Annotated in this window: 23 protein-coding genes and 1 pseudogene; 14 read left to right on the top strand and 10 right to left on the bottom strand. The window is 72.9% G+C overall.

The annotated features are described in order from the left end of the window. Positions 1-25: 25 nt before the first annotated feature. The 3 genes from ACLQ2U_RS08175 (at position 26) to ACLQ2U_RS08165 (ending at position 3,668) form a co-directional block, all read left to right on the top strand. A complete protein-coding gene (locus tag ACLQ2U_RS08175; protein ID WP_425749939.1) occupies positions 26-1,876 on the top strand; it encodes a phosphoenolpyruvate carboxykinase (GTP) in 1,851 nt (616 codons plus the stop codon). 31 nt (positions 1,877-1,907) lie between these two features. Further along, positions 1,908-2,768, top strand: coding sequence for a hypothetical protein (locus ACLQ2U_RS08170; RefSeq protein ID WP_425749938.1), 861 nt, complete (start codon positions 1,908-1,910; stop codon positions 2,766-2,768). 129 nt (positions 2,769-2,897) lie between these two features. Continuing rightward, a complete protein-coding gene (locus ACLQ2U_RS08165; protein WP_425749937.1) occupies positions 2,898-3,668 on the top strand; it encodes an isoprenyl transferase in 771 nt (256 codons plus the stop codon). Positions 3,669-3,763: 95 nt separating this feature from the next. On the opposite strand, the gene otsB is transcribed toward ACLQ2U_RS08165, so the two are convergent. From otsB to ACLQ2U_RS08150, 3 genes are all read right to left on the bottom strand, one after another. Then, positions 3,764-4,588: a trehalose-phosphatase gene (gene otsB / locus ACLQ2U_RS08160; RefSeq protein WP_425749936.1), complete on the bottom strand. Its 825-nt coding sequence runs from the start codon at positions 4,586-4,588 to the stop codon at positions 3,764-3,766. A gap of 92 nt (positions 4,589-4,680) precedes the next feature. After that, entirely contained in the window at positions 4,681-5,034 is a 354-nt protein-coding gene (locus tag ACLQ2U_RS08155; RefSeq protein WP_425749935.1) for a hypothetical protein, read from the bottom strand. 161 nt (positions 5,035-5,195) lie between these two features. Further along, positions 5,196-5,636: an XRE family transcriptional regulator gene (locus ACLQ2U_RS08150; RefSeq protein ID WP_425749934.1), complete on the bottom strand. Its 441-nt coding sequence runs from the start codon at positions 5,634-5,636 to the stop codon at positions 5,196-5,198. A 267-nt stretch (positions 5,637-5,903) separates the two neighbouring features. Here ACLQ2U_RS08150 and ACLQ2U_RS08145 point away from each other — a divergent pair, with 267 nt between their 5' ends. The 6 genes from ACLQ2U_RS08145 (at position 5,904) to ACLQ2U_RS08120 (ending at position 11,308) form a co-directional block, all read left to right on the top strand. Then, on the top strand, positions 5,904-6,248 hold the full coding sequence (locus ACLQ2U_RS08145; RefSeq protein ID WP_425749933.1) for a hypothetical protein: 345 nt from the start codon (positions 5,904-5,906) through the stop codon (positions 6,246-6,248). A gap of 31 nt (positions 6,249-6,279) precedes the next feature. Next, positions 6,280-6,693 (top strand): hypothetical protein, encoded by a 414-nt coding sequence (locus tag ACLQ2U_RS08140; protein WP_425749932.1) that lies wholly within the window; start codon positions 6,280-6,282, stop codon positions 6,691-6,693. A 355-nt stretch (positions 6,694-7,048) separates the two neighbouring features. Beyond that, complete coding sequence (locus ACLQ2U_RS08135) at positions 7,049-8,464, top strand: PhoH family protein (protein WP_425749931.1); 1,416 nt, start codon at positions 7,049-7,051, stop codon at positions 8,462-8,464. Between the two features lie 285 nt (positions 8,465-8,749). Further along, positions 8,750-9,451: a lytic transglycosylase domain-containing protein gene (locus ACLQ2U_RS08130; protein WP_425749930.1), complete on the top strand. Its 702-nt coding sequence runs from the start codon at positions 8,750-8,752 to the stop codon at positions 9,449-9,451. Positions 9,452-9,565: 114 nt separating this feature from the next. Then, a complete protein-coding gene (locus ACLQ2U_RS08125) occupies positions 9,566-10,222 on the top strand; it encodes a rhomboid family intramembrane serine protease (RefSeq protein ID WP_425749929.1) in 657 nt (218 codons plus the stop codon). A 117-nt stretch (positions 10,223-10,339) separates the two neighbouring features. Beyond that, entirely contained in the window at positions 10,340-11,308 is a 969-nt protein-coding gene (locus ACLQ2U_RS08120) for an NAD(P)/FAD-dependent oxidoreductase (protein WP_425749928.1), read from the top strand. Between the two features lie 127 nt (positions 11,309-11,435). On the opposite strand, the gene ACLQ2U_RS08115 is transcribed toward ACLQ2U_RS08120, so the two are convergent. Beyond that, a complete protein-coding gene (locus tag ACLQ2U_RS08115; protein WP_425749927.1) occupies positions 11,436-12,128 on the bottom strand; it encodes a TetR/AcrR family transcriptional regulator in 693 nt (230 codons plus the stop codon). A gap of 142 nt (positions 12,129-12,270) precedes the next feature. On the opposite strand from ACLQ2U_RS08115, the gene ACLQ2U_RS08110 reads away from it, so the two are divergent. Beyond that, positions 12,271-13,188 (top strand): NAD-dependent epimerase/dehydratase family protein, encoded by a 918-nt coding sequence (locus tag ACLQ2U_RS08110; protein ID WP_425749926.1) that lies wholly within the window; start codon positions 12,271-12,273, stop codon positions 13,186-13,188. Positions 13,189-13,206: 18 nt separating this feature from the next. Here ACLQ2U_RS08110 and ACLQ2U_RS08105 read toward each other — a convergent pair whose 3' ends face one another. After that, the gene (locus tag ACLQ2U_RS08105) at positions 13,207-14,178 is read right to left on the bottom strand and encodes a DMT family transporter (protein WP_425749925.1); all 972 of its coding nucleotides are present in this window, start codon (positions 14,176-14,178) and stop codon (positions 13,207-13,209) included. Next, positions 14,175-15,206, bottom strand: coding sequence for a class II fructose-bisphosphatase (gene glpX / locus ACLQ2U_RS08100; protein ID WP_425749924.1), 1,032 nt, complete (start codon positions 15,204-15,206; stop codon positions 14,175-14,177). Before glpX ends, ACLQ2U_RS08105 begins: the two co-directional genes overlap by 4 nt. A 158-nt stretch (positions 15,207-15,364) precedes the next feature. On the opposite strand from glpX, the gene ACLQ2U_RS08095 reads away from it, so the two are divergent. Continuing rightward, on the top strand, positions 15,365-16,198 hold the full coding sequence (locus ACLQ2U_RS08095) for a DUF4245 family protein (protein WP_425749923.1): 834 nt from the start codon (positions 15,365-15,367) through the stop codon (positions 16,196-16,198). A gap of 155 nt (positions 16,199-16,353) precedes the next feature. Then, the gene (locus tag ACLQ2U_RS08090; protein ID WP_425749922.1) at positions 16,354-17,202 is read left to right on the top strand and encodes a hypothetical protein; all 849 of its coding nucleotides are present in this window, start codon (positions 16,354-16,356) and stop codon (positions 17,200-17,202) included. A 71-nt stretch (positions 17,203-17,273) separates the two neighbouring features. Here ACLQ2U_RS08090 and ACLQ2U_RS08085 read toward each other — a convergent pair whose 3' ends face one another. The 3 genes and pseudogenes from ACLQ2U_RS08085 to map form a co-directional block, all read right to left on the bottom strand. Then, the gene (locus ACLQ2U_RS08085; RefSeq protein ID WP_425749921.1) at positions 17,274-17,486 is read right to left on the bottom strand and encodes an exodeoxyribonuclease VII small subunit; all 213 of its coding nucleotides are present in this window, start codon (positions 17,484-17,486) and stop codon (positions 17,274-17,276) included. A gap of 64 nt (positions 17,487-17,550) precedes the next feature. Further along, positions 17,551-18,765, bottom strand: coding sequence for an exodeoxyribonuclease VII large subunit (xseA, locus tag ACLQ2U_RS08080; RefSeq protein WP_425749920.1), 1,215 nt, complete (start codon positions 18,763-18,765; stop codon positions 17,551-17,553). A gap of 15 nt (positions 18,766-18,780) precedes the next feature. Beyond that, positions 18,781-19,599 (bottom strand): annotated as a pseudogene (map, locus tag ACLQ2U_RS08075) (type I methionyl aminopeptidase). Positions 19,600-19,749: 150 nt separating this feature from the next. On the opposite strand from map, the gene ACLQ2U_RS08070 reads away from it, so the two are divergent. Then, positions 19,750-20,736: a 4-hydroxy-3-methylbut-2-enyl diphosphate reductase gene (locus ACLQ2U_RS08070; protein WP_425749919.1), complete on the top strand. Its 987-nt coding sequence runs from the start codon at positions 19,750-19,752 to the stop codon at positions 20,734-20,736. 37 nt (positions 20,737-20,773) lie between these two features. Continuing rightward, positions 20,774-21,220 carry a hypothetical protein gene (locus ACLQ2U_RS08065; RefSeq protein ID WP_425749918.1) on the top strand — a complete coding sequence of 149 codons (447 nt, stop codon included), beginning with the start codon at positions 20,774-20,776 and terminating at the stop codon, positions 21,218-21,220. A 76-nt stretch (positions 21,221-21,296) separates the two neighbouring features. Here ACLQ2U_RS08065 and ACLQ2U_RS08060 read toward each other — a convergent pair whose 3' ends face one another. Further along, complete coding sequence (locus ACLQ2U_RS08060; RefSeq protein WP_425749917.1) at positions 21,297-24,524, bottom strand: S8 family serine peptidase; 3,228 nt, start codon at positions 24,522-24,524, stop codon at positions 21,297-21,299. Positions 24,525-24,607: the final 83 nt, after the last annotated feature.

Below are 24,607 nucleotides of genomic sequence, written 5' to 3'. Positions count from 1 at the left end.
AGCGTCGACCACAAGGAGATGTGTCATGGTTGCTCCGGCTGCTGTGCGGGGTATCGATCAGGCCCCGACGACCCACCCCAAGCTGCTCGCCTGGGTCAGAGAAGTCGCGGAACTGACCACCCCCGACCGCGTGGTCTGGGTGGACGGGTCCGATGAGGAGTGGGGGCGCCTCACCGACGAGCTGGTCGAAGCCGGCACCCTGATCCAGCTGAACCCCGAGAAGAAGCCCAACTCGTTCTACGCGCGGACCGACCCGACGGACGTCGCCCGGGTCGAGGAGCGCACCTTCATCTGCTCCGTCGACGAGGCGGACGCCGGCCCCACCAACAACTGGATGGCGCCGGCCGAGATGAAGCGGACGATGACCGAGCTGTACCGCGGTGCGATGCGCGGGCGCACCATGTACGTCATCCCGTTCTGCATGGGCCCGGTCGAGGCCGAGAGCCCGATGTTCGGCGTCGAGATCACCGACAGCCCGTACGTGGTCGCCTCGATGCGCATCATGACCCGGATGGGCGCCAAGGTCCTCGAGGCGATGGGTGACGACATCGACTTCGTGCACGCGCTGCACTCGATCGGCGCGCCGCTCGCCCCGGGCCAGCAGGACGTCGCCTGGCCGTGCAACGAGACGAAGTACATCTCGCACTTCCCGGAGACCCGGGAGATCTGGTCCTTCGGCTCCGGCTACGGCGGCAACTCGCTGCTCGGCAAGAAGTGCTACTCGCTGCGGATCGCCAGCGTGATGGGGCGCGACGAGGGCTGGCTCGCCGAGCACATGCTGATCCTCAAGATCACCTCGCCGGAGGGCAAGGTCTACCACATCGCCGGCGCCTTCCCGTCGGCCTGCGGCAAGACCAACCTCGCCATGGTGGAGCCGACCATCCCGGGCTGGAAGGTCGAGACCATCGGCGACGACATCGCCTGGATGCGTTTCGGCGCGGACGGCCGCCTCTACGCGGTCAACCCCGAGTACGGCCTCTTCGGCGTCGCGCCGGGCACCGACTGGAAGACCAACGCCAACGCGATGCGGACGCTGGAGCGGGGCAACTCCGTCTTCACCAACGTCGCCCTCACCGACGACGGTGATGTCTGGTGGGAGGGCCTGGGCGAGCCCCCGGCGCACCTGATCGACTGGAAGGGCAACGACTGGACGCCGGAGAGCGACAGCCTCTCCTCCCACGCGAACAGCCGGTTCTGCACTCCGATCACCCAGTGCCCGATCCTGGCCGAGGACTACTACGACCCGAACGGCGTGCCGATCGACGCCATCCTCTTCGGCGGCCGCCGCCGGGACACCGTCCCGCTGGTGACCGAGGCCCGCGACTGGGTGCACGGCGTCTACATGGGCGCGACGCTCTCCTCGGAGACCACCGCCGCCGCCTCCGGCGCGGTCGGCGTGGTCCGCCGCGACCCGATGGCGATGCTGCCGTTCATCGGGTACCACGCCGGCGACTACTTCCGGCACTGGATCGAGATGGGCAAGGGCGCCGACGGTGACGCGGCCAAGCTGCCCAAGATCTACTACGTGAACTGGTTCCGCAAGGACCCGGAGGGCTCCTTCCTCTGGCCCGGCTTCGGCGAGAACTCCCGCGTGCTCAAGTGGGTCGTCGAGCGGATCGAGGGCCGGGCCGACGCGGTCGAGACCCCGATCGGCATGGTCCCGGCGCAGGACGCGCTGGACGTCGAGGGCCTGGACATGACCCCGGAAGACGTCCGGATCGCCCTCAAGGTGGACCCGGAGGAGTGGCGCAAGGAGCTCCCGCTGGTCACCGAGTGGTTCGAGAAGTTCGGCGACAAGCTGCCGGGCGTCCTCTGGGCCGAGCTGGACGCGCTGCGTGCCCGGCTCGACGCGGAGCAGCCCCAGCGACAGGTGTGATCCGCGCCCGTACCGGGCAACAACGGATGCCATGAGGACGGCCGCCGAGACCGAGGTCCGGCGGCCGTCCGCCGTCCGGGCGCTGACCACCCTGCTCGCAGTGACCGCGGCGGCCACCGTCGTGATCGAGCTGCTCAATTACTGGTACGCCCCGGAGCAGGAGTTCGGCCTGGCCGTCCGGACCGGCTGGGCGATGCTCCGCTCGCTCGGCTTCCTGGTGCTGATCGGGCACGTCAACCGCGGCCGTACCGTGGCGAAACCGTTCGGGCTGATCCTCGCCGTCACCACCGTCTTCGCGGTCGGCCGGCTGGTGGTGCCCCGGCAGGGGGTGCCCCCGCTGCCCGGCCTGCTCGGCTTCGCCCTGCTCACCGGCCTCTGCGTGAGCGTGGTCGTGCTGCTGTACCGCTCCGACGCGGTCGCCGGGCACCTGGTCCGGCACCGGAAGACCCTGGTCGTCGAGGGCGGCACGATCTCCTGGCGGGAGACCGCCCCGAAGCGGCCCCCGGTAACCGGCTGGCTGCTCACCAGCCGGGTCGCCGCCTTCACCTACAGCCCGCTGATGCTGGTGCCCGCCCTGGTCGCCGGGGGCGCCGTGCTGGACGGCCGGCTGGCCGCCGTGCCGGCGGTGCTGCTCTGGTTCCTGGTCGGCATCGCGGCCAGCTACGCGGTGCTCTTCTGCACCGCCTTCCTGATGCGCGGCCGGCACTGGGCCCGCCGGATGCTGGTCGCGATCACCCTGGGCGTGCTCGCCGTCGACCTGCCGCTCTGCTGGTGGCTGCTGGGCGTGGACGGCCTGGTCCGCGACGGCGGCCCCCTGCTCGCCGCTGCCGCGCTGGCTCTGTACGGCCTCCGCCGCGCCGCCCGCGCCGAAGCCCCACCCACCCCCACCTGACCCCCGCCCCCCGACACCCGCGGTGATCATGAAGTTGGCGGCACCGGCGGGTGGTCGGCATCGGTCTCTCGGCGTGGGATCGGCCACCGAGGCGGTGATCCCTCCGGAGGGTCGCTACCCTGCAAGGTGATGACTCTGCGGAAACTCCTCTACTCCGTCTACGAGCGCCGGCTGACGGCCAAGCTCGCGGGCCGGCCGGTGCCCCAGCACGTCGGCGTGATGTGCGACGGCAACCGCAGGTGGGCGCGGGAGATGGGCCTCGTCGACCCCAACGACGGGCACCGGAAGGGCGCCGAGCGGATCAAGGAGCTGCTGCGCTGGTGCGACGCCGCCGGTGTCGGCCACGTCACGCTCTGGCTGCTCTCCACCGACAACCTGTCCCGGCCGGCCGAGGAGCTCGACCCGCTGCTGCAGATCATCGAGGACCTGACCACCGAGCTGGCCGAGGAGGGCAACCCCTGGCGGCTGCGGATGGTCGGCGCGCTCGACGTGCTGCCGGCACCCCACGCGCAGGCGCTCAAGGCCGCCGAGGAGCGCACCCGGGAGCGCACCGGCGGCGCCCAGGTCAACATCGCCGTCGGCTACGGCGGCCGGCGCGAGATCGCCGACGCGGTGCGCTCGCTGCTGCTGGAGCACGCCGCCAACGGCGGCACCATCGAGGAGCTGGCCGGATCGCTGGACGTCGACCACATCTCGGAGCACCTCTACACCCGTGGCCTGCCGGACCCGGATCTGATCATCCGGACCAGCGGGGAGCAGCGCCTGTCGGGCTTCATGCTCTGGCAGTCGGCCCACTCGGAGTACTACTTCTGCGAACTCAACTGGCCCGACTTCCGCCGCGTCGACTTCCTCCGCGCCCTGCGCTCCTACGCCACCCGCCAACGCCGCTACGGCGTCTGACCCGCCCTGGCATCGCGGCGATCACGGAGCAGTGGTTGCCCGTCGCGGACGCCACCACAACTCCCTGATCGGCGCCCCGAGGGGGCGCGAGCCGGTCAGGTGAGGTGGGGGAGGGCGGCGGTGAGGAAGTCGCCGAGGGCGGCCGGGGACTCGAGGGTGAGGTCGGCGGCGTCGGCGACCTCGTGACCGGTCTCCGGGTTGGCCACCGCCACGCAGACGCCGAGGAAGTCGGGGTCGGCGGCGGACCGGGCGCGCAGCGCCGCGAAGGCCTTGATGTCGGAGACGTCGTCGCCGAAATACCACGCGCCACCGGCGTCCCGGACCACCTCGCCGATGACCAGGCCCTTGTCCCGGCCGACCGGGGGCTTCAGCTCCAGCACCATCCGGCCGGCCTGCACCTTCAGCCCCAGCCGCTCGGCCTGGGCCCGGCCCCACCGCTCGACCTCCGCCCCCAGGTGCGGCGCGGTACGCCAGTGCAGCGCGACGCTCAGCCGCTTGAACTCCACCAGCGCGCCGGCCGGCAGCTCGGCCCGGGCGAGGTCGGCAAGCTCGGCCATGGTCGGCACCCAGGGCAGGGCGGCCGGCTCGGTGACCGTCTCGCCGCCGGAGTGGCTGTGCTCCAGGCCGTACAGGCCGTAGAGGTCGATGCCGGCGAGACCGCCGAGGTGGTCCCGGAGGAAGTCCACCGGGCGCGCGGAGACGATGGCCACCCGCTGCACCACCGGGGCGAGCGCCTCCAGCGCGGCCAGCACCTTCGGCGCGGGCTGCACCGCGGTGGGGTCGTCGTCGACCGGCGCGAGGGTGCCGTCGAAGTCGAAGAAGAGCACGGTGTCGGCCGCCCGCACGGCGGTGGCACGCCAGGCGTGTTCGGCGTCCAACGGGGTCTTCGGCTGCTGGTTGCCCAGATTCAACGACGGCACGCGCGACAGCGTACCCCGGCGGCGGCGGCTCATTCGTGACCGCGAGACGACGCATTGACACCACCGGGACGGGGTCTCCGGGGAGGGTTCGGTCAGCGCTCGGCGGCCCCCCGACCCCGTCGTCCGAACGGCACCACGGCCGCGTCCTGGCCGTGGCTGAGCAGGTAGCCCTCCACGAAGCCGGTGTTCCGGTCGCCGGTGTGCGTCTCGATCTCGTTGAGCCGGGCCACCAGGAACTCGGTGAGCGCGCTGACCCGGTCGTTGAGCCGTTCGTGCAGCTCGGCGACCACGGCCAGGACGACCGCGGTGCCGGCGGTGGTGAGCGCGAATAGGTTGACGACCAGGGGAATCTGCTCGCCCTCGACCGCGCCGATCACCACGTTGGCGGTCACGCACGATGTCGTCGACACCGCCGCGACCACGACTGCCCACCATTTCAGGGTCACCGAGAGACCCCTCCTTCTGTCCCGCAGGGCTGGGTTCGGCCTTGCCCGTCCCCCCGCCGACGACGAGCCCAAGCAGTACGAATACGGACGCTAGCGCGCCCGTTCCGGCCCCGGAGCGAAACGATCGGGTCTGACCAGCCGTTCTTTCGCCATTTGAGGAACTACCCGGCCTGTTCCTCTCGTTTTCGGACATCGACCGGCAGGGTCGGGCGATATGCGAGGTAGCGGATGGTTTCCCGAATGTGGAACTTCTCCGCGTCCGACACCGCCGGGTCGACCAGCCGACGCAGCAGCGCCTCGACGTCCGGATCCATCGGCGGCGGGGACGTGGTGCTCCGGGGCGCGGCGGCCCGGTCCCAGCCCAGCGCGGCGAAGGCGGCCGCCGGGTTGAGGCCCAGCCCTTCGCAGAAGGCGACCACCCGCTCCGCCTCGGGGTCGCTGGCCCAGTCGCCGCGAACCCAGCGGTTGATGGTCTGTCGGGAGACGCCGGTGCGGCGGGAGACCTCGGTGCCGGTCCAGGCCCGCATGGCCCTTGCGTCCTCGAGGGCGCGGCGGACGAACGTGGCGAAGGCGATCTTCCGTGCGGGGGCGGTCTCGGTCACCTCGTGACGGTACGGCGCGGGAGTCGCCCCGGACTGCCCGGGCATGCGTTTGTCACGTAGGTGGGACGGTCGTCCGGGGTGGCGGGTAAACGATCCAGCGGCCTTTCCGAGGGGTGTCACCTGGGCAGAATAGAAGGACTTAGGTGCGGGGGTAACCGGACGAAAAGCTGATACTGTCACGTTCACGGGACAATCTACGGTGTGTCACGTGCATGAGACGATCAGTGTTCACATGCGTCACGCCGCTGTCTGCGCGAGGGGGGTGTGGTGACCGAGCTCGCGACCCGTGCCCAGGCCTTCGGCCTGGTCGCGGAGGGGGTCGCCGCGGGACTGAGCGCGCCCTGGCGCCTCTACCTCGCCCGGGGTTGCCGCTACCTGTCCCTGAGCGTCGGGGACCGGGCCGAGTGGAACGCCTGGCGTACCCATCTCGGCTGCCCCGAGCTGAGCGTCCGGGTCTACGACGCGGGCGGGGAGATCCGGCGTTCCTCAATGGCCGAGGTGGTCCTGGACGGCTGCCGGATCAGTGTCGAGCTGGTCGAGGAGGTCAGTACCGACGACCTGGAACGCCTGCTGGTCGTCGACCCGACCTCGACCGAGCCGGAGGACCGGTGACCGCGCCGGCGCGGCGCGCGGGAGCCGCCGGATGAGTCCCTTCCTCGCGGTCTTCCTCGTCCTCGTCCTCGGCGCGACCAGCTACGCGGCCGGCCGGCTGCACGGCCAGCTCAGCTACCGGATCGGGTACCGCTTCGGCTACCGGCAGGGGTACTTCGACGGCGACCGGGGGGCGTGGCACCGGCGGCGCCGGGACGCCCAGGCGGCGATCACCTCGGCCCTGTCCGTGCCGGTCAGCGCCCCGTCGGTGACCACCACCCGGGTCGTCCCGACCGGCGGCGCGGCGGCCGGCGGTGCGGCGGCCGGCGGTGCGCCGGGCGCCGGCGTGGTGACCAGCACGGCCGTCCGCCAGGGCACCACCTACACCGGCTCCTCGTTCACCGCTGCGGTCGCGCCGGCCACCGCCCGGCAGCCTGCCGGGACCCTGGTCCGGCGGCAGGGCTGAGGCCGGACCGTACGGCCACCTGACCCGGTGCGTCGTCCGCGGCGGATACGCACCGTCGGGGCCACCTCAGACCGGTGACGGTGGTCCCACCGGCCGGGATGCGCGCAGGGGGCATGCATCCCGGCCGGTCCGCCGCGCCCGGGTTCACGTACCGGTCGGGGGAGATCCACGTGCGACCTCTAGCCGAGGGGGCGCGCCGCAGCTAGCGTCTAGGCATGGCGCGGGGTTCTCCCGGGCCAGCCGGTCCGCCCGGATCTGCGACCTCGCGCACGGGGTTCCGCATCCGACCCCGTGTCCCCGGGCACCGGAGGAGGCGGAACGCGGGTGGCGGGTGCCCATCCGTCGGAGCAGGCCTGTGACCACTCGCCGTACGACCGCCGGTGCCGACCAGACGCCGGCCGCGACCGCCACGACCCGCCGAGCCACCCGGAGCCGCCGTACGACGGCCGCCGCTCCGCCCGGCACCGAGGAGCCCCGACCAGCCGGCCAGGCCTTCGTCCTGGACACCTCGGTGCTGCTCTCCGATCCGGCGGCCTTCCACCGCTTCGCCGAGCACGAGGTGGTGCTGCCGCTCGTGGTCATCTCGGAACTGGAGGGCAAGCGCCACCACCCGGAGCTGGGCTGGTTCGCCCGGCAGTCCCTGCGGATGCTGGACGACCTGCGGGTCAAGCACGGTCGGCTGGACCACCCGGTGCCCGCCAACGACCAGGGCGGCACGCTGCGGGTCGAGCTCAACCACTCGGACGACGGCGTGCTGCCGCCCGGCTTCCGCTCGGGGTCGAACGACGCCCGGATCCTCTCCGTGGCGCTGAACCTCGCCGCCGAGGGGCGGGAGGTGACGCTGGTCAGCAAGGACATGCCCTTGCGGGTCAAGGCCGCCTCGGTCGGCCTGCGCGCTGACGAGTACCGGCACGGCCAGGCCAGCGACCCCACCTGGACGGGCATGTCCGAGTTGGAGCTCGGGGAGGACGAGATCGGCCGGCTCTACGCCGGCGAGGCGCTCGACCTGGGTCAGGCGGCCGGACTGCCCTGCCACACCGGCCTGGTGCTGCACTCCGCGCGCGGCTCGGCGCTGGGCCGGGTGCTGCCCGACAAGACCGTACGGCTGGTCCGCGGCGACCGGGAGGCGTTCGGCCTGCACGGGCGCTCGGCCGAGCAGCGGGTCGCGTTGGACCTGCTGCTGGACGAGTCGGTCGGCATCGTCTCGCTCGGCGGGCGGGCCGGCACCGGCAAGTCGGCCCTGGCGCTCTGCGCCGGGCTGGAGGCGGTGATGGAGCGCCGCCGTCACAAGAAGGTGATCGTCTTCCGCCCGCTGTACGCCGTCGGCGGCCAGGAGCTCGGCTACCTGCCCGGCTCGGAGTCGGAGAAGATGTCGCCCTGGGCGCAGGCGGTCTTCGACACCCTCGGCGCGGTGGTGCACGAGAACGTGCTGGAGGAGGTCACCTCCCGGGGCATCCTGGAGGTCCTCCCGCTGACCCACATCCGGGGCCGGAGCCTGCACGACGCCTTCGTCATCGTCGACGAGGCGCAGTCGCTGGAGCGGGGGGTGCTGCTCACCGTGCTGTCCCGGATCGGTCAGGGCTCGCGGGTGGTCCTCACCCACGACGTCGCCCAGCGCGACAACCTCCGGGTCGGCCGGCACGACGGCGTCACGGCGGTGATCGAGACGTTGAAGGGTCACCCGCTCTTCGCGCACGTGACGCTGACCCGTTCCGAGCGGTCGCCGATCGCGGCGATGGTGACGGATCTGTTGGAGGACATCCCGCACTGACCGGCCCCGGGGGTGAATCGCCCCCCTTCGTCCACATTCATTTTGTGGCGCAGGTCACAAATGGGGCTCTTGGTTTCCCATCAGCCTCACTGTGCGCGATGGTGTCCAACGAGCGCCCACGCCCCGGCAAGATCAATGGGGATCGCTCGCCCCACCCCCGGGCGAGCCTTCTCGCACCGCCGGTGCGTCGGTCGCGACCGGCTCAGGTCGGGGCGCTCGCGGCACGACCGCGCCCGCAGAGGCCGGCCCGCGCCGCTTCCTTGCCCCCGACGAAGGGACCACTTCGTGAGTCGGCTGTGGAGCCGGTTCGGCGCCCGCACGGCCGCTGTCGCGCTGCTCTCCGTGGGCGTTGCCGGCGGTTTCTACCTGGGCGAAGACCGGGAAACCCAGCAACAGGGCCTGACCGCCCAGGTCGGCCTCGAGGTCGACCAGGCCGAGTACGACTACCAGCGCGAACTGCAGGCCGAGCACCGGGTGCAGTCCGCGAAGCAGCGGGCCGCCGAGTACCAGGCGAAGCTGCGCGCCGCCGAGGCGGCCAGGGAGGCCGCCGAGCGGGCCCGCGAGGCCGAGGCCGCGGCGGCGTCCCGGAAGAAGGCACGCGAGGCGGCGGCGAAGGAGGCTGCGGTCGCCAAGGAGGCGGAGACCAAGCCGTTCGCCGGCCCGATCCCCGCCTCCTGCAACGAGTTCAGCGGCAACCGCGAGATCGGCTGCGCGCTGCTGCTCGGCGCCGGGTTCAAGATCGACCAGATGCCGTGCCTGGACAAGCTCTGGACCAAGGAGAGCGGCTGGAACCACAAGGCCAGCAACCCCTCCTCCGGGGCGTACGGCATCCCGCAGGCGCTGCCGGGCAGCAAGATGGGCTCGGTCGCGGACGACTGGCGGACCAACCCGGCCACCCAGATCAAGTGGGGCCTCGGCTACATCGAGGGCCGGTACGGCGACCCGTGCGGCGCCTGGGCGCACAGCCAGAGCGTCGGTTGGTACTGATCGACACCGCGACGGCGGGGCGGGTGGGCGACCACCCGCCCCGCCGTCGTCGTACCCCGCGTCACTGGGCCGCCCGGGTGGCGGTACCGGACGAATGCTGATAGCTCTGTTCAGGTGACCCTGCACCCGACCGGCGGCGGCGACCCGAACCGCTTCGGTACCGAGGCGTTCTACGCCGCGCTCGGCCGCGCCTTCGTCGCCATGTGCGCGGTGGTGCCGTTCCTCTTCCTGATCGAGGCGCTCGACCAGGGGCTCGACTTCGGTCTCGACGTCTCCGCGGGGGTCATCCCGCACCGGATCCAGGGGCTCGACGGGGTCTTCTTCTCGCCGTTCCTGCACCACGGCTTCGACCACCTCTACAGCAACAGCATCCCGCTGATCCTGCTCGGCACCTTCGTGCTCGCCGCCGGCACCCGCCGGTTCCTCTGGTCCACCCTGATCATCATGCTGGTCAGCGGGCTCGGCATCTGGTTCACCGGCTCACCCAACTCGGTGGTGGTCGGGGCCAGCGGGGTCATCTTCGGCTACCTCGGCATCCTGCTCACCCGGGGCGTGGTCGAACGGAGCTGGTGGAACCTCGCGGTGGTGCTGCTGGTCGGCCTGCTCTACGGCTGGCAGCTGCTCGGCATCCTCCCCACCGACGAGCGGATCTCCTGGCAGGGGCACCTGTTCGGGCTGCTCGGCGGGGTGGTCGCGGCGATCCTGTTCCGGCGCCGCCGGCCCGACCCGCACGGGCCGTACCACTCGGAGTCGACTCTCAGCCTGCCCTGACCCCGGCGACCCGCCGGCAGGCGGCGGGAGTGGGGACATGCTTGCCCGAGCCGGGTGGCGGGCCTACCGTCGGCATCAGCACGCGTTGATCCGCCAGCGGAAAGCGACGGTACGCCCATGCGCGAGGTCGATGTCGCCGTGATCGGGGCCGGCCCGGCGGGCCTCTTCGCGGCGTACTACGCCGGGTTCCGCGGGCTCTCCGTGGCGGTGGTCGACGCACTGCCCGAGCCCGGCGGGCAGATCACCGCGATGTACCCGGAGAAGCTGATCCTCGACGTCGCCGGCTTCCCCGCCGTCAAGGGGCGGGACCTGGTGGCCAACCTGGTCGCCCAGGCCGCCCCGTTCTCCCCGCACTACCTGCTCGGCACCCGGGCCGAGAAGCTCTCGTACACCGACGGGCGGCCGGTGCTCGGCCTCGCCGGCGGTGAGCAGCTGAGCTGCGGCGCGGTGCTGGTCACCGGCGGGCTGGGCAGCTTCACCCCGCGCCCGCTGCCGGTCGCGGACAGCTTCGTCGGCAGCGGGATCGTCTACTTCGTACCGGAGCCGGCCGCGCTGGCCGAGCGGGACGTGCTGATCGTCGGCGGGGGCGACTCGGCCTTCGACTGGGCGCTGACCCTGCAGCCGCTGGCCCGCTCGGTGACCCTGGTGCACCGGCGCGAGCGGTTCCGCGCGCACGCGGCCACGGTGTCCCGGGTGCAGGCCCTGCCGGTGCGGGTGATCGTCAACGCCGAGGTGACCCGGCTGTACGGCGAGGACGCGGTGACCGGCGCCGAGATCACCGAACGCGGCGGTGCCGCCGAGACGCTGCCGGTCGACACGGTGGTCGCGGCGCTCGGCTTCACCGCCGACCTCGGCCCGCTGGCCGAGTGGGGGCTGCGGCTGGACCGCCGGCACATCGTGGTGGACAGCGCGATGGCGACCAACCTGCCCCGGGTCTTTGCCGCCGGGGACATCACCGAATATCCGGGCAAGGTGCGGCTGATCGCCACCGGCTTCGGCGAGGCCGCCACCGCGGTGAACAACGCCGCGGTGGTCATCGACCCGACCGCCCACCTCTTCCCCGGCCACTCCTCCGACGCCGCCTGACCGCCACCACCACGCCGTCGATCTTGCAGTTTCGGCCCGTGATCTGCACCGTCTACCCGATTTGTCGGGGCGGCAAGTGCAAGATCGCGAGGGAGGGGGAGGGGGTCAGCGGGGGAGGGGGTGGGGGTCAGCGGGGGAGGCCGATGAGGTCGGCCATGAGGGCGGTCTGGTGGTCGAAGTAGGCGTCCCGGTGCGAGACGGTCCGGTTGAGCCGGCCGAAGAGCTCGAAGCTGATCAGCCCGAACAGTTGCGTCCAGCCGGCCATGCCCCGGGCCAGCAGCGCCTCGGGCAGGCCGGGGAAGAATCCGGCGACGATCTCGGCCAGGTCGGCGCGGACCGGCTCGGGCAGCTCGTCGCCCTCGGGCGCGGTGAGCCGGCCGTCGGCCAGGCCGTCACGCAGGATGCCGACCAGGGTCAGCGGGGGGCGCTGGGCCGGCAGGACGGTGTCGTCGGGGGCGGCGTACCCGGGGACGGGGCTGCCGTAGAGCAGGGCGTACTCGGCGGGGTGGGCGAGCGCCCAGCCCCGGGCCGCGCGGCACACCGCGTGCCAGCGCCCGCGCAGGTCGGCCCGGTCGGCGGCGGCGTCGGCCGCCTCCACCGCGTCGCCGAGCGCGTCGTACGCCTCCAGGATCAGCGCGGTGAGCAGCTCGTCCCGGCTCGGAAAGTAGCGGTAGATCGCGGACGAGACCATGCCCATGTCCCGGGAGACCGCGCGCAACGAGAGGTCGGCGCCGTCGGTGGCCAGGTGGCGGCGGGCCACCGCCTTGATCTCGTCGATCATCTCGGCGCGGACCCGGGCGCGGATCGAGGGAGCGGGCATGAGTTCACTCTGCCACGAATTGGATCGGCAATCAAAAACGAGAGCACCGCTCTTGACGGACCGATGCGGACGGGCCATGCTGGGAACCAACACAACGAGAGCGGTGCTCTCGATTTGGATCCCCGCTTCGAAAGGCGCTCCCATGTCGCTGCACGTCATCGTCGGTTCCGGTCCGGTCGGCACGGCCACCGCCCGGCTCCTCGCCGAGCGGGGCGACCGGGTCCGGGTGGTCACCCGGCGCGGCACCGGCCCCACCCACCCGGCCGTCGAGCGGGTCGCCGCCGACGCGGCCGACGCCGACCGGCTCACCGCGCTGACCGAGGGCGCGGTCGCCCTCCACAACTGCGCCAACCCGGCCTACCACCGCTGGCCGACCGACTGGCCGCCGCTGGCCGGCGCGCTGCTCGCCGCCGCCGAACGCACCGGCGCGGTGCTCGCCACCGTCGGCAACCTCTACGGGTACGGCCCGGTCGACGGCCCGATGACCGAGGAGACCCCGCTCGCCGCCACCGGCGTCAAGGGGCGGGTCCGCAACCGGATGTGGGCCGACGCGCTGGCCGCCCACCGGGCCGGTCGGGCCCGGATCACCGAGGTCCGCGGCTCCGACTACCTCGGCGCCGGCGGCACGTCCCTGCCGATGCTGGTGCTGCCGAGGGTCCTCGCCGGGCAGCGGGCCCTCCTCCCGGTGAACTGGGACGCCCCGCACAGCTGGACGTACATCGAGGACGTCGCCCGTACCCTCGTCGCCGCCGCCACCGACCCCCGGGCCTGGGGCCGGGCCTGGCACGTGCCCAGCGCGCCCGCCGTCTCCATGCGGGAGCTGGCCACCCGGGCGGCGGCCCTGGCCGGCGCGCCCGCACCGAAGCTGACCCGGATGCCCTACCCGGTGCTCTGGCTCGGCGGCCTGGTCAACCCGTTCGCGCGCGAGCTGCGGGAGACCGCCTACCAGTTCGACCGGCCGTTCCTGATGGACTCGGACGCGGCCACCGCCACCCTCGGCATCGCGCCGACCCCGCTGGACCGGTCGTTGAAGGAGATCGTCGCCGCGCTGCGCGGCTGACCGCGACGCCGGTCGGCGTCAGCGGCGGGGCGCCGGCCCGAGCGCGGCCACCAGCACGGCGACCAGGGTCAACCCCGCGCCGGCCAGGGTCGCCGGCCCGGGGTGCGAGGCCTCGGTCGGCAGGGCCAGATCCAGCAGTACGGCGCCGACGATCTGCCCGGCGATGGTGGCCAGGCCGAGCAGCAGCACCCCGGTGAAGTGGACGATGGCCGCCGCGATCGCGATGAACACGATGCCGATCGGGCCGCCCAGATAGAGCCACGGCTCGCCCGGGAAGCTGCCGGCCGGGCGGCCGCGCACGGCCACCTCGACGGCGAAGGTGACGAGCAGGGCGACCGTGCCGACGGTGAAGTTCACCAGGGTGGCGGCGAGCGCGCTGCCCGAGGCGGCCCGGACCCGCCCGTTGACCGCCTGCTGCCAGGCGATGCCGATCCCGGCCAGCAGCGGCAGCAGGGCCAGCGCCAGGGCGCCCGGATCGCCGAGCCGGTCGCCGACCGCCAGCACGACGGCCAGCACGGTCAGCGCCGCGCCGGCCAGCCGGGCCGCGGTGACCGGCTGCCGGCCCATCGGGCCGATCCCGGCCCGGTCCACCGACAGGCCGCTCGCCGACTGGCCGGCGACCACCGCCACGGTGAAGACGGCCACGCCGAGCGTGCCGATGGTGAGCCCCTGGGTGGCGACGAGGAACGCCCCGCACACCCCACCCAGGCACTGCCAGGGGCGCAACGAGCCGTCCCGCAGCGCCGTGCGCAGCTCGGCCATTCCCCGCCGCCCACCCGGGATGGCGGGGACCAGCACCAGCAGCACCAGCAGACCCAGCCCGAACGAGACGACCGCGGCGGCGATCCCGTCGGCCAGGCGTACCCCCAACTCGCCGTTGATCCGGGACTGCACGGCCACAGCGACCCCCGAGGCGGTCGCCAGCCCGATGCCGGCGACCCGCCGGGACGCCGGGACGGTGGCCGGGGCCGCCGTCCCGGTCGCGCTCACTCCTGCTCGGCCAGCGGCCGGCCGTCGAAGTCGACCGCCGAGTAGAGGGCCAGCTTCTCCAGCCGGTGGTACGAGTCGATCACCCGGATCGTGCCGCTCTTCGAGCGCATCACGATCGACTGGGTGTACGCCCCGCCGGCCTTGTAGCGCACCCCGCGCAGCAGGTCGCCGGAGGTGACGCCGGTGGCCACGAAGAAGCAGTTGTCCCCGGTGACCAGGTCGTCGGTCAGCAGCACCCGGTCCAGGTCGTGCCCGGCGGCGAGCGCCTTCTCCCGCTCCTCGGGGTCGCGCGGCCAGAGCTTGGCCTGCATCGCCCCGCCCATGCACTTGAGCGCGCAGGCGGAGATGATCCCCTCTGGCGTGCCACCGATGCCCATCAGCACGTCGACGTCGGACTCGCCGCGGGCCGCGGCGATCGAACCGGCGATGTCTCCGTCGGAGATGAACCGGATGCCTGCCCCGGTACGCCGGATCTGCGCGACCAGGTCGTCGTGCCGGGCGCGGTCCAGCACGCAGACCGTGACCTCGGAGACGTCGGTGCCCTTGACCTTGGCGATCCGCCGGATGTTCTCGGCCGCGCCGGCGTTGATGTCCACCACGTCGGCGTACATCGGGCCGACCGCGAGCTTCTCCATGTAGAAGACCGCGCTGGGGTCGAACATCGCGCCCCGCTCGGAGACGGCGAGCACCGCCAGCGCGTTCGGCATACCCTTGCTCATCAGGGTGGTGCCGTCGACCGGGTCCACCGCGACGTCCACCTCGGGACCGCTGCCGTCGCCCACCTCTTCGCCGTTGAAGAGCATCGGCGCGTTGTCCTTCTCGCCCTCGCCGATCACCACGATCCCGCGCATCGGGATCGAGTTGATCAGTTTGCGCATCGCGTCGACGGCTGCCCCGTCACCGCCCTCCTTGTCGCCCCGGCCGACCCACCGGCCGGCGGCCATGGCCGCGGCTTCGGTGACCCGGACCAGGTCGAGGGCAAGGTTGCGGTCGAGATCCTGGGGGATCCGCGTCCTGGTGTTGGTCATGACGGCTTCCTCCTCGCGACGTTGCGGGGTGGACCGGCAGGTTGCGGCCGTCGCCGCTGCCGGCTTTGTCGCTGATCCTCACACGATGACAGGTCCGCTGTCGGGGCGGGGCGGTGGTGGGCCGGATCGGTCACCCGGACGGCTGCGAGAATGGACCGGTGGAACCCGCACAGCCTGCCGACCGCGTGCCCGCCGACCGGACCCCGCCGGACGGTCAGCCGCCAGTGACCCCGACCGGCCCGACCGGCGCGGTGGCCGGGTCCGGGGCGGCGACGCCCGGGACCGGCCCGACGCCCGCCGGCACCCCGGCGGAGCCGGAGACGGCGCTGGTCGAGTCGCCGGCCGGTCCGGCGACCGGTGAGCCGGCGCTGGTCGAGCCGACGGGCGCCCAGCCGGCGGGCGGCGACTCGGCGCAGGGCGAGCCCACCGACGTGCCGCCGGCCCGTCCGGCCCGGCCCGCGACGCCGGGCGGGAAGGAGAAGTCCCGCGCCGAGCGGTCGCCGAAGGACATGGCGCTGTCGCTGCTGGTGCTGCTCGTCCCGATCGCCCTGCTGATCGCCTTCTACCGGGGCTTCCTCGGCGGCGAGCAGCCGACCACGGTCGACCCGACTCCCGCCTACGAGCAGGCCCGCTCGGCGAACGCCTTCCCGGTCAGCGAGCCGGCCGGGCTGGGCTCCGGCTGGCGTACGGTCAGCGCCAGCTACCGCACCGTGGAGGGCGGCGCCAACCTGCGGATCGGCTACCTCACCCCGGAGGGGCGCGGCGCCCAGCTGGTGCAGAGCAACGTACCGCCGGAGCAGCTGTTGCCCGTCGAGCTGACCGACCAGGGGCAGCCGCAGGGCCCGGCCGACCTGCCGGGGGGCAACTGGCAGCGGTACACCGGCCGGGGCAACGAGCAGGCCCTGGTGCTGCTCGAACCGAACCGCACGGTGATCGTGGTCGGCGACGCCCGGGAGAACGAGCTGCGCCAGCTTGCCGGCGCGCTGCGCTGACACCCGTTTGAGCGAAGCGGACAACAGGGAGATTGTGGAGGACGGCGACAGGGAACAGAAACCAGGTGACCCGACCGGCCGGCCTCGCCGGGCGGACGGGGAGCGTCCAGCTTCCGGCGCCGCTGTGGGCCGGACGACCCACTTGGAGAGTTCCCGTGACTGTTACTGTTCGCCGCTGGAGCGCGGCGGTGTTCGCCGCGACCCTTCTCACCCCCGGCCTCGTCGCCTGCAACGCCAACGGGACGGCCGACCCGGCCGCCTCCGGTTCCGTGACGCCGACGGCGTCCGGCTCGGCCATCGCGCCGAGCGGCAACGCGGACGCCAAGCAGGCCCTGCTGAACTCCACCAACGAGATCCGGAAGGGCAACTTCCGGTTCACCATGGCCGGGGCGGGCTCGACCGCTGAGGGGCAGGTGCACGAGCCGAGCCAGAGCGCCCAGATGAAGGTGACGATCGGTGACCCGTCCTCGGACCTGATGATGAACCTCGACCTCATCCATGCCAAGCCGGACAGTTGGGTGAAGCTCGACCTCGGCGGCAAGTCCGCCAGCAGCATCCCCGGCAGGCAGAAGCTCAACCTCGGCAAGTACCAGCACCTCGACCAGACCCGGATCAAGGGCAACAAGGCGCTGGGCTTCGACTTCGACAAGGTCGACCCGGCCGGCAGCGAGGTGCTCACCCAGGGCATCACCGAGGTCCGGCAGACCGGCGAGGGCACCTACGCCGGCACCCTGGACGTGTCGAAGGCGGCCGAGGCCGGGTCGGTGGACCAGACGCTGATCACCGCGCTCGGCCCGCAGGCGAAGTCGGTGCCGTTCACCGCGAAGCTGGACCCGCAGGGCCGGCTCAGCGAGATGGTGCTCCAGATCCCGGCCGCCGGCCAGACCGCGGCGCAGGACATCAAGGTCACCTACTCCGACTACGGCAACGCCGCCGCCGCGCAGAAGCCGTCGGCCGACCAGGTCGTCGAGGCGCCGCAGGAGTTCTACAACCTGTTCAGCTGAGCCGTCTCCGGTGGCGGGGCGGCGTCGGCCGTCCCGCCACCGCGCGTCTGCGGCCGTCGTCCGACAGCCGGTCAGGAGTCGGCGGCCTGCCGGGCGGCGTCGATCCGGGCCCGGGCGCCGTCCAGCCACCGCTGGCAGACCTCGGCCAGCTTCTCGCCCCGCTCCCAGAGCGCCAGCGACTCCTCCAGCGAGGTGCCACCGGCCTCCAGCTTCTCGACCACCTGGGCCAGCTCGGCGCGGGCCTGCTCGTAGCTGAGCCGCTCGTCCTGCTTCTCGTCAGTCATCGCACCCATCCCACCACATCCGGTCCCCGTCACCTGCCATCGTCTCCGCGCCGCGGAAGGCGGGTCAGCCGTCGACGGTCGCGGCCAGCTCGCCCTCGGCGAGGCGCACCCGCAGCGGGTCGCCCTTGCCCACCTCGGTCGCCGCCCGCACCACGTGCCCGTCGGCGCGCTGCACGATCGCGTACCCACGGTCGAGAGTGGCCGCGGGGGAGAGGGCGCGCAGCCGGGCCAGGGTGTGCCGCAGGTCATCGGCGGCCGCGCCGAGCCGGTGGTCCAGGCAGCGGCCGGTCCGGTCGCGCAGGGCGGTCACCTCGGCGGCCCGCTGGTCGACCATCACCTGCGGGCGGGCCAGCACCGGGCGGGAGCGCAGCAGGTCGAGCCGGTGCGACTCCCGGTCGACCAGGTTGCGGACCGCGCGCTCCAGCCGGGATCGGGCCTGGCCGATCAGGCGTACCTCCTCGGTGAGGTCGGGCACCACCCGCTTGGCCGCGTCCGTCGGGGTGGACGCGCGGACGTCGGCGACGTAGTCGACCAGCGGCGTGTCCGTCTCGTGGCCGATCGCGCTGACCACCGGCGTACGGCAGGCGAAGACCGCCCGGCAGAGCGCCTCGTCGGAGAAGGGGAGCAGGTCCTCGATGCCACCGCCGCCCCGGGCGATGATGATCACGTCGATGCTCGGATCGGCGTCGAGCACCTTCAGCGCGTCGACGATCTGGGGCACTGCGCTCGGCCCCTGCACCGCCACGTTGACGGTGCGGAACTCCACCGCCGGCCAGCGCCGCCGGGCGTTGGTCAGCACGTCCCGCTCGGCGGCCGAGGCGCGGCCGGTGATCAGGCCGATCCGCTGCGGCAGGAACGGCGGCCGGCGCTTGCGGGCCCGGTCGAAGAGCCCCTCCGCGGCGAGCAGCTTCTTGAGCTTGTCCAGCCGGGCCAGCAGCTCACCGAGCCCCACCTGGCGGATCTCGTCGGCCCGCAGGCTCAGCGTGCCCCGGGCCGCGTAGAACTCCGGCTTGGCGTGCAGCACCACCCGGGCGCCCTCGCGCAGCTCCGGCGCGCCGGAGTCGAGGACGTCCCGGTTGGTGGTGACGGTGAGGCTGAGATCCGCCGACGGGTCGCGCAGGGTGAGGAAGACGGTGCTGGCGCCGGGGCGCCGGCTGATCTGCGCCACCTGCCCGTCCACCCAGACCCAGCCGAGGCGGGCGATCCAGGCGCCGACCTTCTGGCTGACCACCCGGACCGGCCAGGGCTCCTCGGGGGTGCTGCGCGGGGCGTCGGTCACCCGCCCACCCTACGGTCAGCCCCCGACGACCTGCGGGAGCCCCGACAGAGCGTGCCGCTCGCCGGGGCGGGCGGTCAGCACCCACGGCCCCTGCTCGGTGATCGCGACCGTGTGCTCCCAGTGCGCGGCGACCGCGCCGTCGATCGTGCTGATCGTCCAACCGTCGTCGGCCACCGTGAAGCCGGGCGAGCCGAGGGTGAACATCGGCTCGATGGCGAAGACCAGGCCGGGCCGCAGCCGCATCCCGCGACCGGGCCGCCCCCGCCCCGGCACCAGCGGGTCCTCGTGCAGCTGCCGGCCGATGCCGTGCCCGCCGACCACGTGCCCGTCGTGCTCCGCGATCACCCCCAGGTCGTGCCGGTCGGCCTCCGCGCCGATCGCGTACGACACGTCGCCGAGCCGGTTGCCGGGGCGCAGCGCGGCGATGCCCCGCCAGAGCGCCGCCTACGCGGCGTCGACCAGCGCGAGGGTGCGCTCGTCGGCCTGCTCCCGGCCGCCGACCACCCAGGTGCAGGCGGCGTCGGAGTGGTACCCGTCCACGACCACCCCGCAGTCCAGCGACACCACGTCACCGGCGCGCAACCGGACGTCGTCGGCGGGAAAGGCGTGCACGATCTGGTCGTTGACCGAGGTGCAGAGGGTGGCCGGATAGCCGTGGTGGCCGAGGAAGGAGGGCTCGGCTCCGCGCGCCGCGATCCCGGCGGCGGCTAGGGCCAGCTCGGCGGTGCTGACCCCGGGGGCGACCGCGTCGGCCACCACCTCGTGCACCTCGGCCAGGACGGCGCCGGCCCGGGCCATCAGCTCGATCTCGTCCGGGGACTTCTGGATCACCATGGCGCGCGTCCTCTCGTACCCGAAAAGGGGTTTCGGGTGGTGCCGGTGGCCCTGCGCGCTGCCGGTCCGCCCATTCTGCCAGCCCGGGCCCCGGCTGTGGTACGGGTCGCAGCCGCTGCCGTCGGCAAACCGGGCACGTACGATGGTCGGGTGACCGAGGCTCAGGCAACCCCCCGGACCGGCAAGCGCGTGCTCCTGGCCAAGCCCCGCGGCTACTGCGCGGGCGTGGACCGGGCGGTGCAGACCGTCGAGGAGGCGCTCAAGCTCTACGGCGCCCCGATCTACGTGCGCAAGCAGATCGTGCACAACAAGCACGTGGTACGCACCCTGGAGGCCGAGGGCGCGATCTTCGTGGAGGAGAACGAGGAGGTGCCCGAGGGCGCCACCGTCATCTTCTCCGCGCACGGCGTGGCCCCCGAGGTCTACGAGCAGGCGAAGGCGCGCTCGCTGAAGGCGATCGACGCGACCTGCCCGCTGGTGACCAAGGTGCACCAGGAGGCGAAGCGGTTCGCCGCCGACGACTACGACATCCTGCTGATCGGCCACGAGGGGCACGAGGAGGTCATCGGCACCGCCGGTGAGGCCCCCGCGCACATCCAGCTGGTGGACGGCCCGGACGGCGCCGACAAGGTCACCGTGCGGGATCCGAACAAGGTCGTCTGGCTCTCCCAGACCACCCTGTCGGTGGACGAGACGCTGGAGACCGTGGCCCGGCTCAAGCAGCGGCTGCCGCTGCTCCAGTCGCCGCCCAGCGACGACATCTGCTACGCCACCTCCAACCGGCAGCACGTGGTCAAGGAGATCGCGCCCGAGTGCGACGTGGTGATCGTCGTGGGTTCGGGCAACTCCTCCAACTCGGTCCGGCTGGTCGAGGTCGCCCTTGACGCCGGAGCCCGCGCCGGCCACCTGGTCGACTTCGCGCACGAGATCGACGACGCCTGGCTGGCCGGCGCCGGCACGGTCGGCGTGACCTCCGGCGCCAGCGTCCCGGACGAGCTGGTGCAGGAGGTGCTGGCCCACCTCGCCGAGCGGGGCTTCACCGACGTCGACGAGATCACCACGGCCAACGAGCGGCTGACCTTCTCGCTGCCGCAGGAGCTCAAGCGGGACATGAAGGCCGCCGCCGCCCGGCGCTGACCCGGAACGGACCACCGACGGGATGCGTCGAAGGGGTATGAAGACTCCTCGGATGGCCCTCGCCGCCCTGGTCGCCTGTGCGGCGTTGAGCGGCTGCGGCGGCCAGGGCGGCGACGACCGGTCGGCCGCCCCGAGCCCCCCGGAAGGATCGCCGGTGACGACCTCACCCGAGCCGGTGGACCCCACCGCGTCGGCGCCTCCCGCGCCGACCGTGGCGCCGCCGACCGCGCTACCGCCGACCGGACGCCCGCCGAGCCGGCCCAGCCGGCCGCCGGGCCCGGGTGCCACCACCATCACCGGCACCGTCCAGCCCGGGGTGGAGCCGAACTGCCTCCTGATCGACGGCTACCAGCTGATCGGCGGCCCCCGGGACGTGCTCGCCCCCGGCGCCCGGGTCACCGTCACCGGCCGGCCCCAGCCCGACATGATGACCACCTGCCAGCAGGGCACCCCCTTCGTGGTGGAGAGCGCGAGGCGGGCCTGACCCGGCTCGGAGCCGGCCACGACGAGTGAGAGGCCCGCCCCCGACGGGGACGGGCCTCTCACCCTGGTAGAGGTGGTCAGCTCACGCTGTGCACCACCACGTCACCGCTGCCGATGAGGATGTTCGTGTCGGTACGCACCTGGACGGTGCCGTAGAGCACCCGGCCGCTGCCCGGAGCCGCGTTCGCGGTCACCGCGCCCGGCACCTCCCACGTCACGCCGCTGGGGCGCGCCGCGTTGGCGTCGGTCACCGACACCGACCCGAAGGCCGGGTTAGTGAAGACGTCGATGTAGTTGTAGGTGGTCGAGCCGGCGGGCACGGCGTACCCCTCGACGCGCACCTTCCAGGCGCCCGGCGCCGGGTTGGCGAGGGTCACCGACTCCTCGGAGTCGCCGTCGGCGCTCCGACCGGCCTCCACACACGTCCCGGACGTGCAGTTGAGCACGTACAGGTCCAGGTCGGCTCCCGGGTCGGAGGTGCCGCCGATGGTCGCCCGCAGCTGGGTCGACCCCGGCGTCACCGTCAGGTCGTACTCCTGGGTCTGGTGGGCGGCGACGGTGAACGGACCCTGCCGGGCGCTGCCCAGCGCGCCGCCGCCGACCGCCCGGCCGGTGAACGAGCCGAGCGTGCTGGTCAGCGTGTACGACCGGGCCACCGGCGTGCCGGTGGTCGCGGAGGCGATCACGTCCGGGTTCGGGGTGACCGTCGCGCCGAGCACCGACGCGGTGAGCGTGAACGGCGTCCACTCCGCGTCGGAGGTGCGCCGACCGTCCACGGTGACCTCCCAGACCCCGGCCAGCGGGTTCGAGGTGGTGCGGGTGTTCGGCGAGCCGGTGGCGCAGACGCCCGCGCTCGGCGAGTAGCAGGAGTTCGACGCGTTGCTGTCGATCGCCACGCCGTACGGGTGGTAGCGCAGGAACCGGGCCTGACCCGTGCCCGCCGCACCGGACGGACCGGTGAAGTCCACCTTGAGCGCGGGGGTGCCGGCCGGCACCGTGAAGAAGTAGTGCAGCGACTGGTTGCGACCGACCTTGTCGGTGATCTGCACCTGGTGGTTGGCGGCCGGCGCGAAGGTGTACGGCGCGATCACCGTGTTCAGCGTCTGCCGGTCGATGCCGGTGGTGGCCGGGTCGTCGAGGCGAAGGACCGCCGAGTGCGCGCCCGGGGTCGCCGGGTTGATCTTCACCGCGACGGTGACCGGCTTGTTCAGCGGCAGCGAGACCGACGCGGCGGTCGCGAAGGTGCCGTCGTTGCCGACCCAGGACAGGTTGTAGGTGATCGCCTTCGACCCGCCGCTGGTCCGGGTGAAGGTGTACGTGCGGGTGTACTCCCGGCCGACGGCGACGCCCTCCCGGTCGTAGATGCCGACGCCGACGCCGGGCGTCGCGAGGAACCCGGAGAGCGCGGTGCTCACCGGCACCGAGGAGCTGATGTCGACCGTCCTGATGTTCTTGCGCAGCAGCTCGTACGCCGCCGTCACGTCGATCAGCCCGGCGCCCTGCTCGTACGCCCCGGCGGTGTCGATGAACCGGGCGGACGACATCATGGCCTGCCGGAGCTGGGCCGGCTTGCGCTGGAAGCCCTGCGCCCTGGCGGCGCCGACGAGCAGCGCCCCGGCGCCCGCGGCCTGCGGCGAGGCCATCGAGGTGCCGTTGAACATCGCGTACCCCGGGGGCAGCTGGTACGTGCCGGGGACCGGCCCGCCCGGCTGCCAGGTGGGGATCGTCGAGATCGCCGAGCCCGGCGCGATCACGTTGGGCTTGAACCCGCCGTCCTCACGCGGGCCGCGGGAGCTGTAGTAGTGCAGGCTCTCGGCGTACGGCGAGCTGGAGCCGTAGTTGGCCCGCCAGGTGGCGTCGGTGACGTACGAGCCGATGCTCATCACCTTCTCGGCCACCGACGGGTCGCCGACGGTGTTGGTGCCGGGCCCGCTGTTGCCGGCCGAGATGAACATCTGCACGTCGTACTGGTCGATGAGCCGGTTGTAGAGCACCGCGCGGGTGTTGTTGCCGTCGTTGAGCGAGGGCAGGCCGCCGATCGACATGTTGATGACGTCGACGTTCGCCTGCTTCGCGGCGAAGATCATGCCCTCGATGAGCGCGCTGGAGGTGCAGCCGGCCACGAAGAGGCAGACCCGGACGGAGACCAGCTTGGCGCCCGGAGCGGCACCGGTCATCGCGCCGCCGAAGAGGCCGTTGCCGGCGGTGATGCCGGCGACGTGGGAGCCGTGGGCCCCGGAGACGATGCCGATGTTGACGAACTTGCGCGTGCCGTCGACCTGGACGACGAACGGCATCGACTCGTTGATGGCGGTCGCCGGGTTGTCGGTGCCGAACGTGCCGACGTCGTTGCGGACCTTGTACTCGGTCATCGCGGCCTGGTCGGCGAAGGAGCCGTCCTGGTCGGCGTCGACCCAGACGGTGCTGCCGCCGTCCCACAGCACGCCGAACAGGCCGTTGCTGCCCGCCGGGTTGCCGTCCCGGTTGACGTCGTTGCCCAGCTCGCCGCCGAGGTTGGCGTCGCGCTCGTTGAAGACACCGAATCGATACGAGCCCGCCCCGGGCGCCGTCCACGTCCGGCCGTCCACGGTGAAGCTCGGGCCGGAGACGTTCCGGCTCATGCTGATCCAGGTCGGGTCGGCGTCGTCGGTCGGGTGGGTGGCGGTGACCCAGTCGACGATCTTGCGCTCGCCGGTCGTGGTCTTCTTCAGCGCGGGGTGCGACAGGTCGATGCCGGTGTCGAGGATGCCGACGGTGACGCCGCGGCCGTCGACGGTGGGGTGGTCGGCCATGAACCGGGTGGCGCCCATGTCGCGGATCGGCATGTACGGGTTGTCCGCCGGGGTGCCGGCCCCCGGGGCCGGCTGCGCCGCCGGCGCCTCGCTGGCCTCCGGGCGCGGGTCGGGCAGCGGCACCGCCGCGTCGATCTCCGCCGCCTGTACGCCGGCGAGCTGGGCGGCCCGGTCGGCCCGCTCGGTCGCCACCTCGGCGCGCAGGTAACCGAGGTCGTCGTCGCGGTAGAGCACGGTGGCGCCGAGGCCGGCGAGGCTGTCCGCCGCGGTGGCGGTCTCACCGGTCCGCGCCGCGACCAGCACGGTGACGCTCTGCCGGCCCTCGGCCCTGGCCTCGGCCAGCCGGTCCTGGTCGGTGGGGGTCCAACCGGTGCTGCTGCTCTTGGGCACATCGGTGGTGGGCTCGGCGCCGGCGGGACTGCCGACGAACGCCAATGTCATGGCGCCGACGGTGACCGCCGACGCCATGAGCGCGGCCGGGGTACGGCCGCGCCGGAAACGGGATGTGCTCACGTCTCTTCCTCCGGGGGAGAGCGAGGGGCCCTGGGGGTGCGGGCCGGGGAGGCACGGCACGCGTCGGGTGACGCGGGCCGCCG

This window comes from Micromonospora sp. DT47 (assembly GCF_049844475.1).
Classification (GTDB): Bacteria; Actinomycetota; Actinomycetes; order Mycobacteriales; family Micromonosporaceae; genus Micromonospora.
Note: the sequence above shows the minus strand (reverse complement) of the source record. Positions and strands in the feature narration are given on the sequence as shown.

What these genes read in the sequence shown, in the direction of transcription:
- ACLQ2U_RS08140 (WP_425749932.1), top strand. Translation starts at nt 6,280, where the DNA reads ATGAGTCCCTTCCTCGCGGTCTTCCTCGTCCTCGTCCTCGGCGCGACC.
- ACLQ2U_RS08115 (WP_425749927.1), bottom strand. Translation starts at nt 12,128, where the DNA reads ATGCCCGCTCCCTCGATCCGCGCCCGGGTCCGCGCCGAGATGATCGAC.
- ACLQ2U_RS08175 (WP_425749939.1), top strand. Translation starts at nt 26, where the DNA reads ATGGTTGCTCCGGCTGCTGTGCGGGGTATCGATCAGGCCCCGACGACC.
- ACLQ2U_RS08085 (WP_425749921.1), bottom strand. Translation starts at nt 17,486, where the DNA reads ATGACTGACGAGAAGCAGGACGAGCGGCTCAGCTACGAGCAGGCCCGC.
- glpX (WP_425749924.1), bottom strand. Translation starts at nt 15,206, where the DNA reads ATGACCAACACCAGGACGCGGATCCCCCAGGATCTCGACCGCAACCTT.
- ACLQ2U_RS08165 (WP_425749937.1), top strand. Translation starts at nt 2,898, where the DNA reads ATGACTCTGCGGAAACTCCTCTACTCCGTCTACGAGCGCCGGCTGACG.
- ACLQ2U_RS08120 (WP_425749928.1), top strand. Translation starts at nt 10,340, where the DNA reads ATGCGCGAGGTCGATGTCGCCGTGATCGGGGCCGGCCCGGCGGGCCTC.
- ACLQ2U_RS08170 (WP_425749938.1), top strand. Translation starts at nt 1,908, where the DNA reads ATGAGGACGGCCGCCGAGACCGAGGTCCGGCGGCCGTCCGCCGTCCGG.
- ACLQ2U_RS08110 (WP_425749926.1), top strand. Translation starts at nt 12,271, where the DNA reads ATGTCGCTGCACGTCATCGTCGGTTCCGGTCCGGTCGGCACGGCCACC.
- ACLQ2U_RS08065 (WP_425749918.1), top strand. Translation starts at nt 20,774, where the DNA reads ATGAAGACTCCTCGGATGGCCCTCGCCGCCCTGGTCGCCTGTGCGGCG.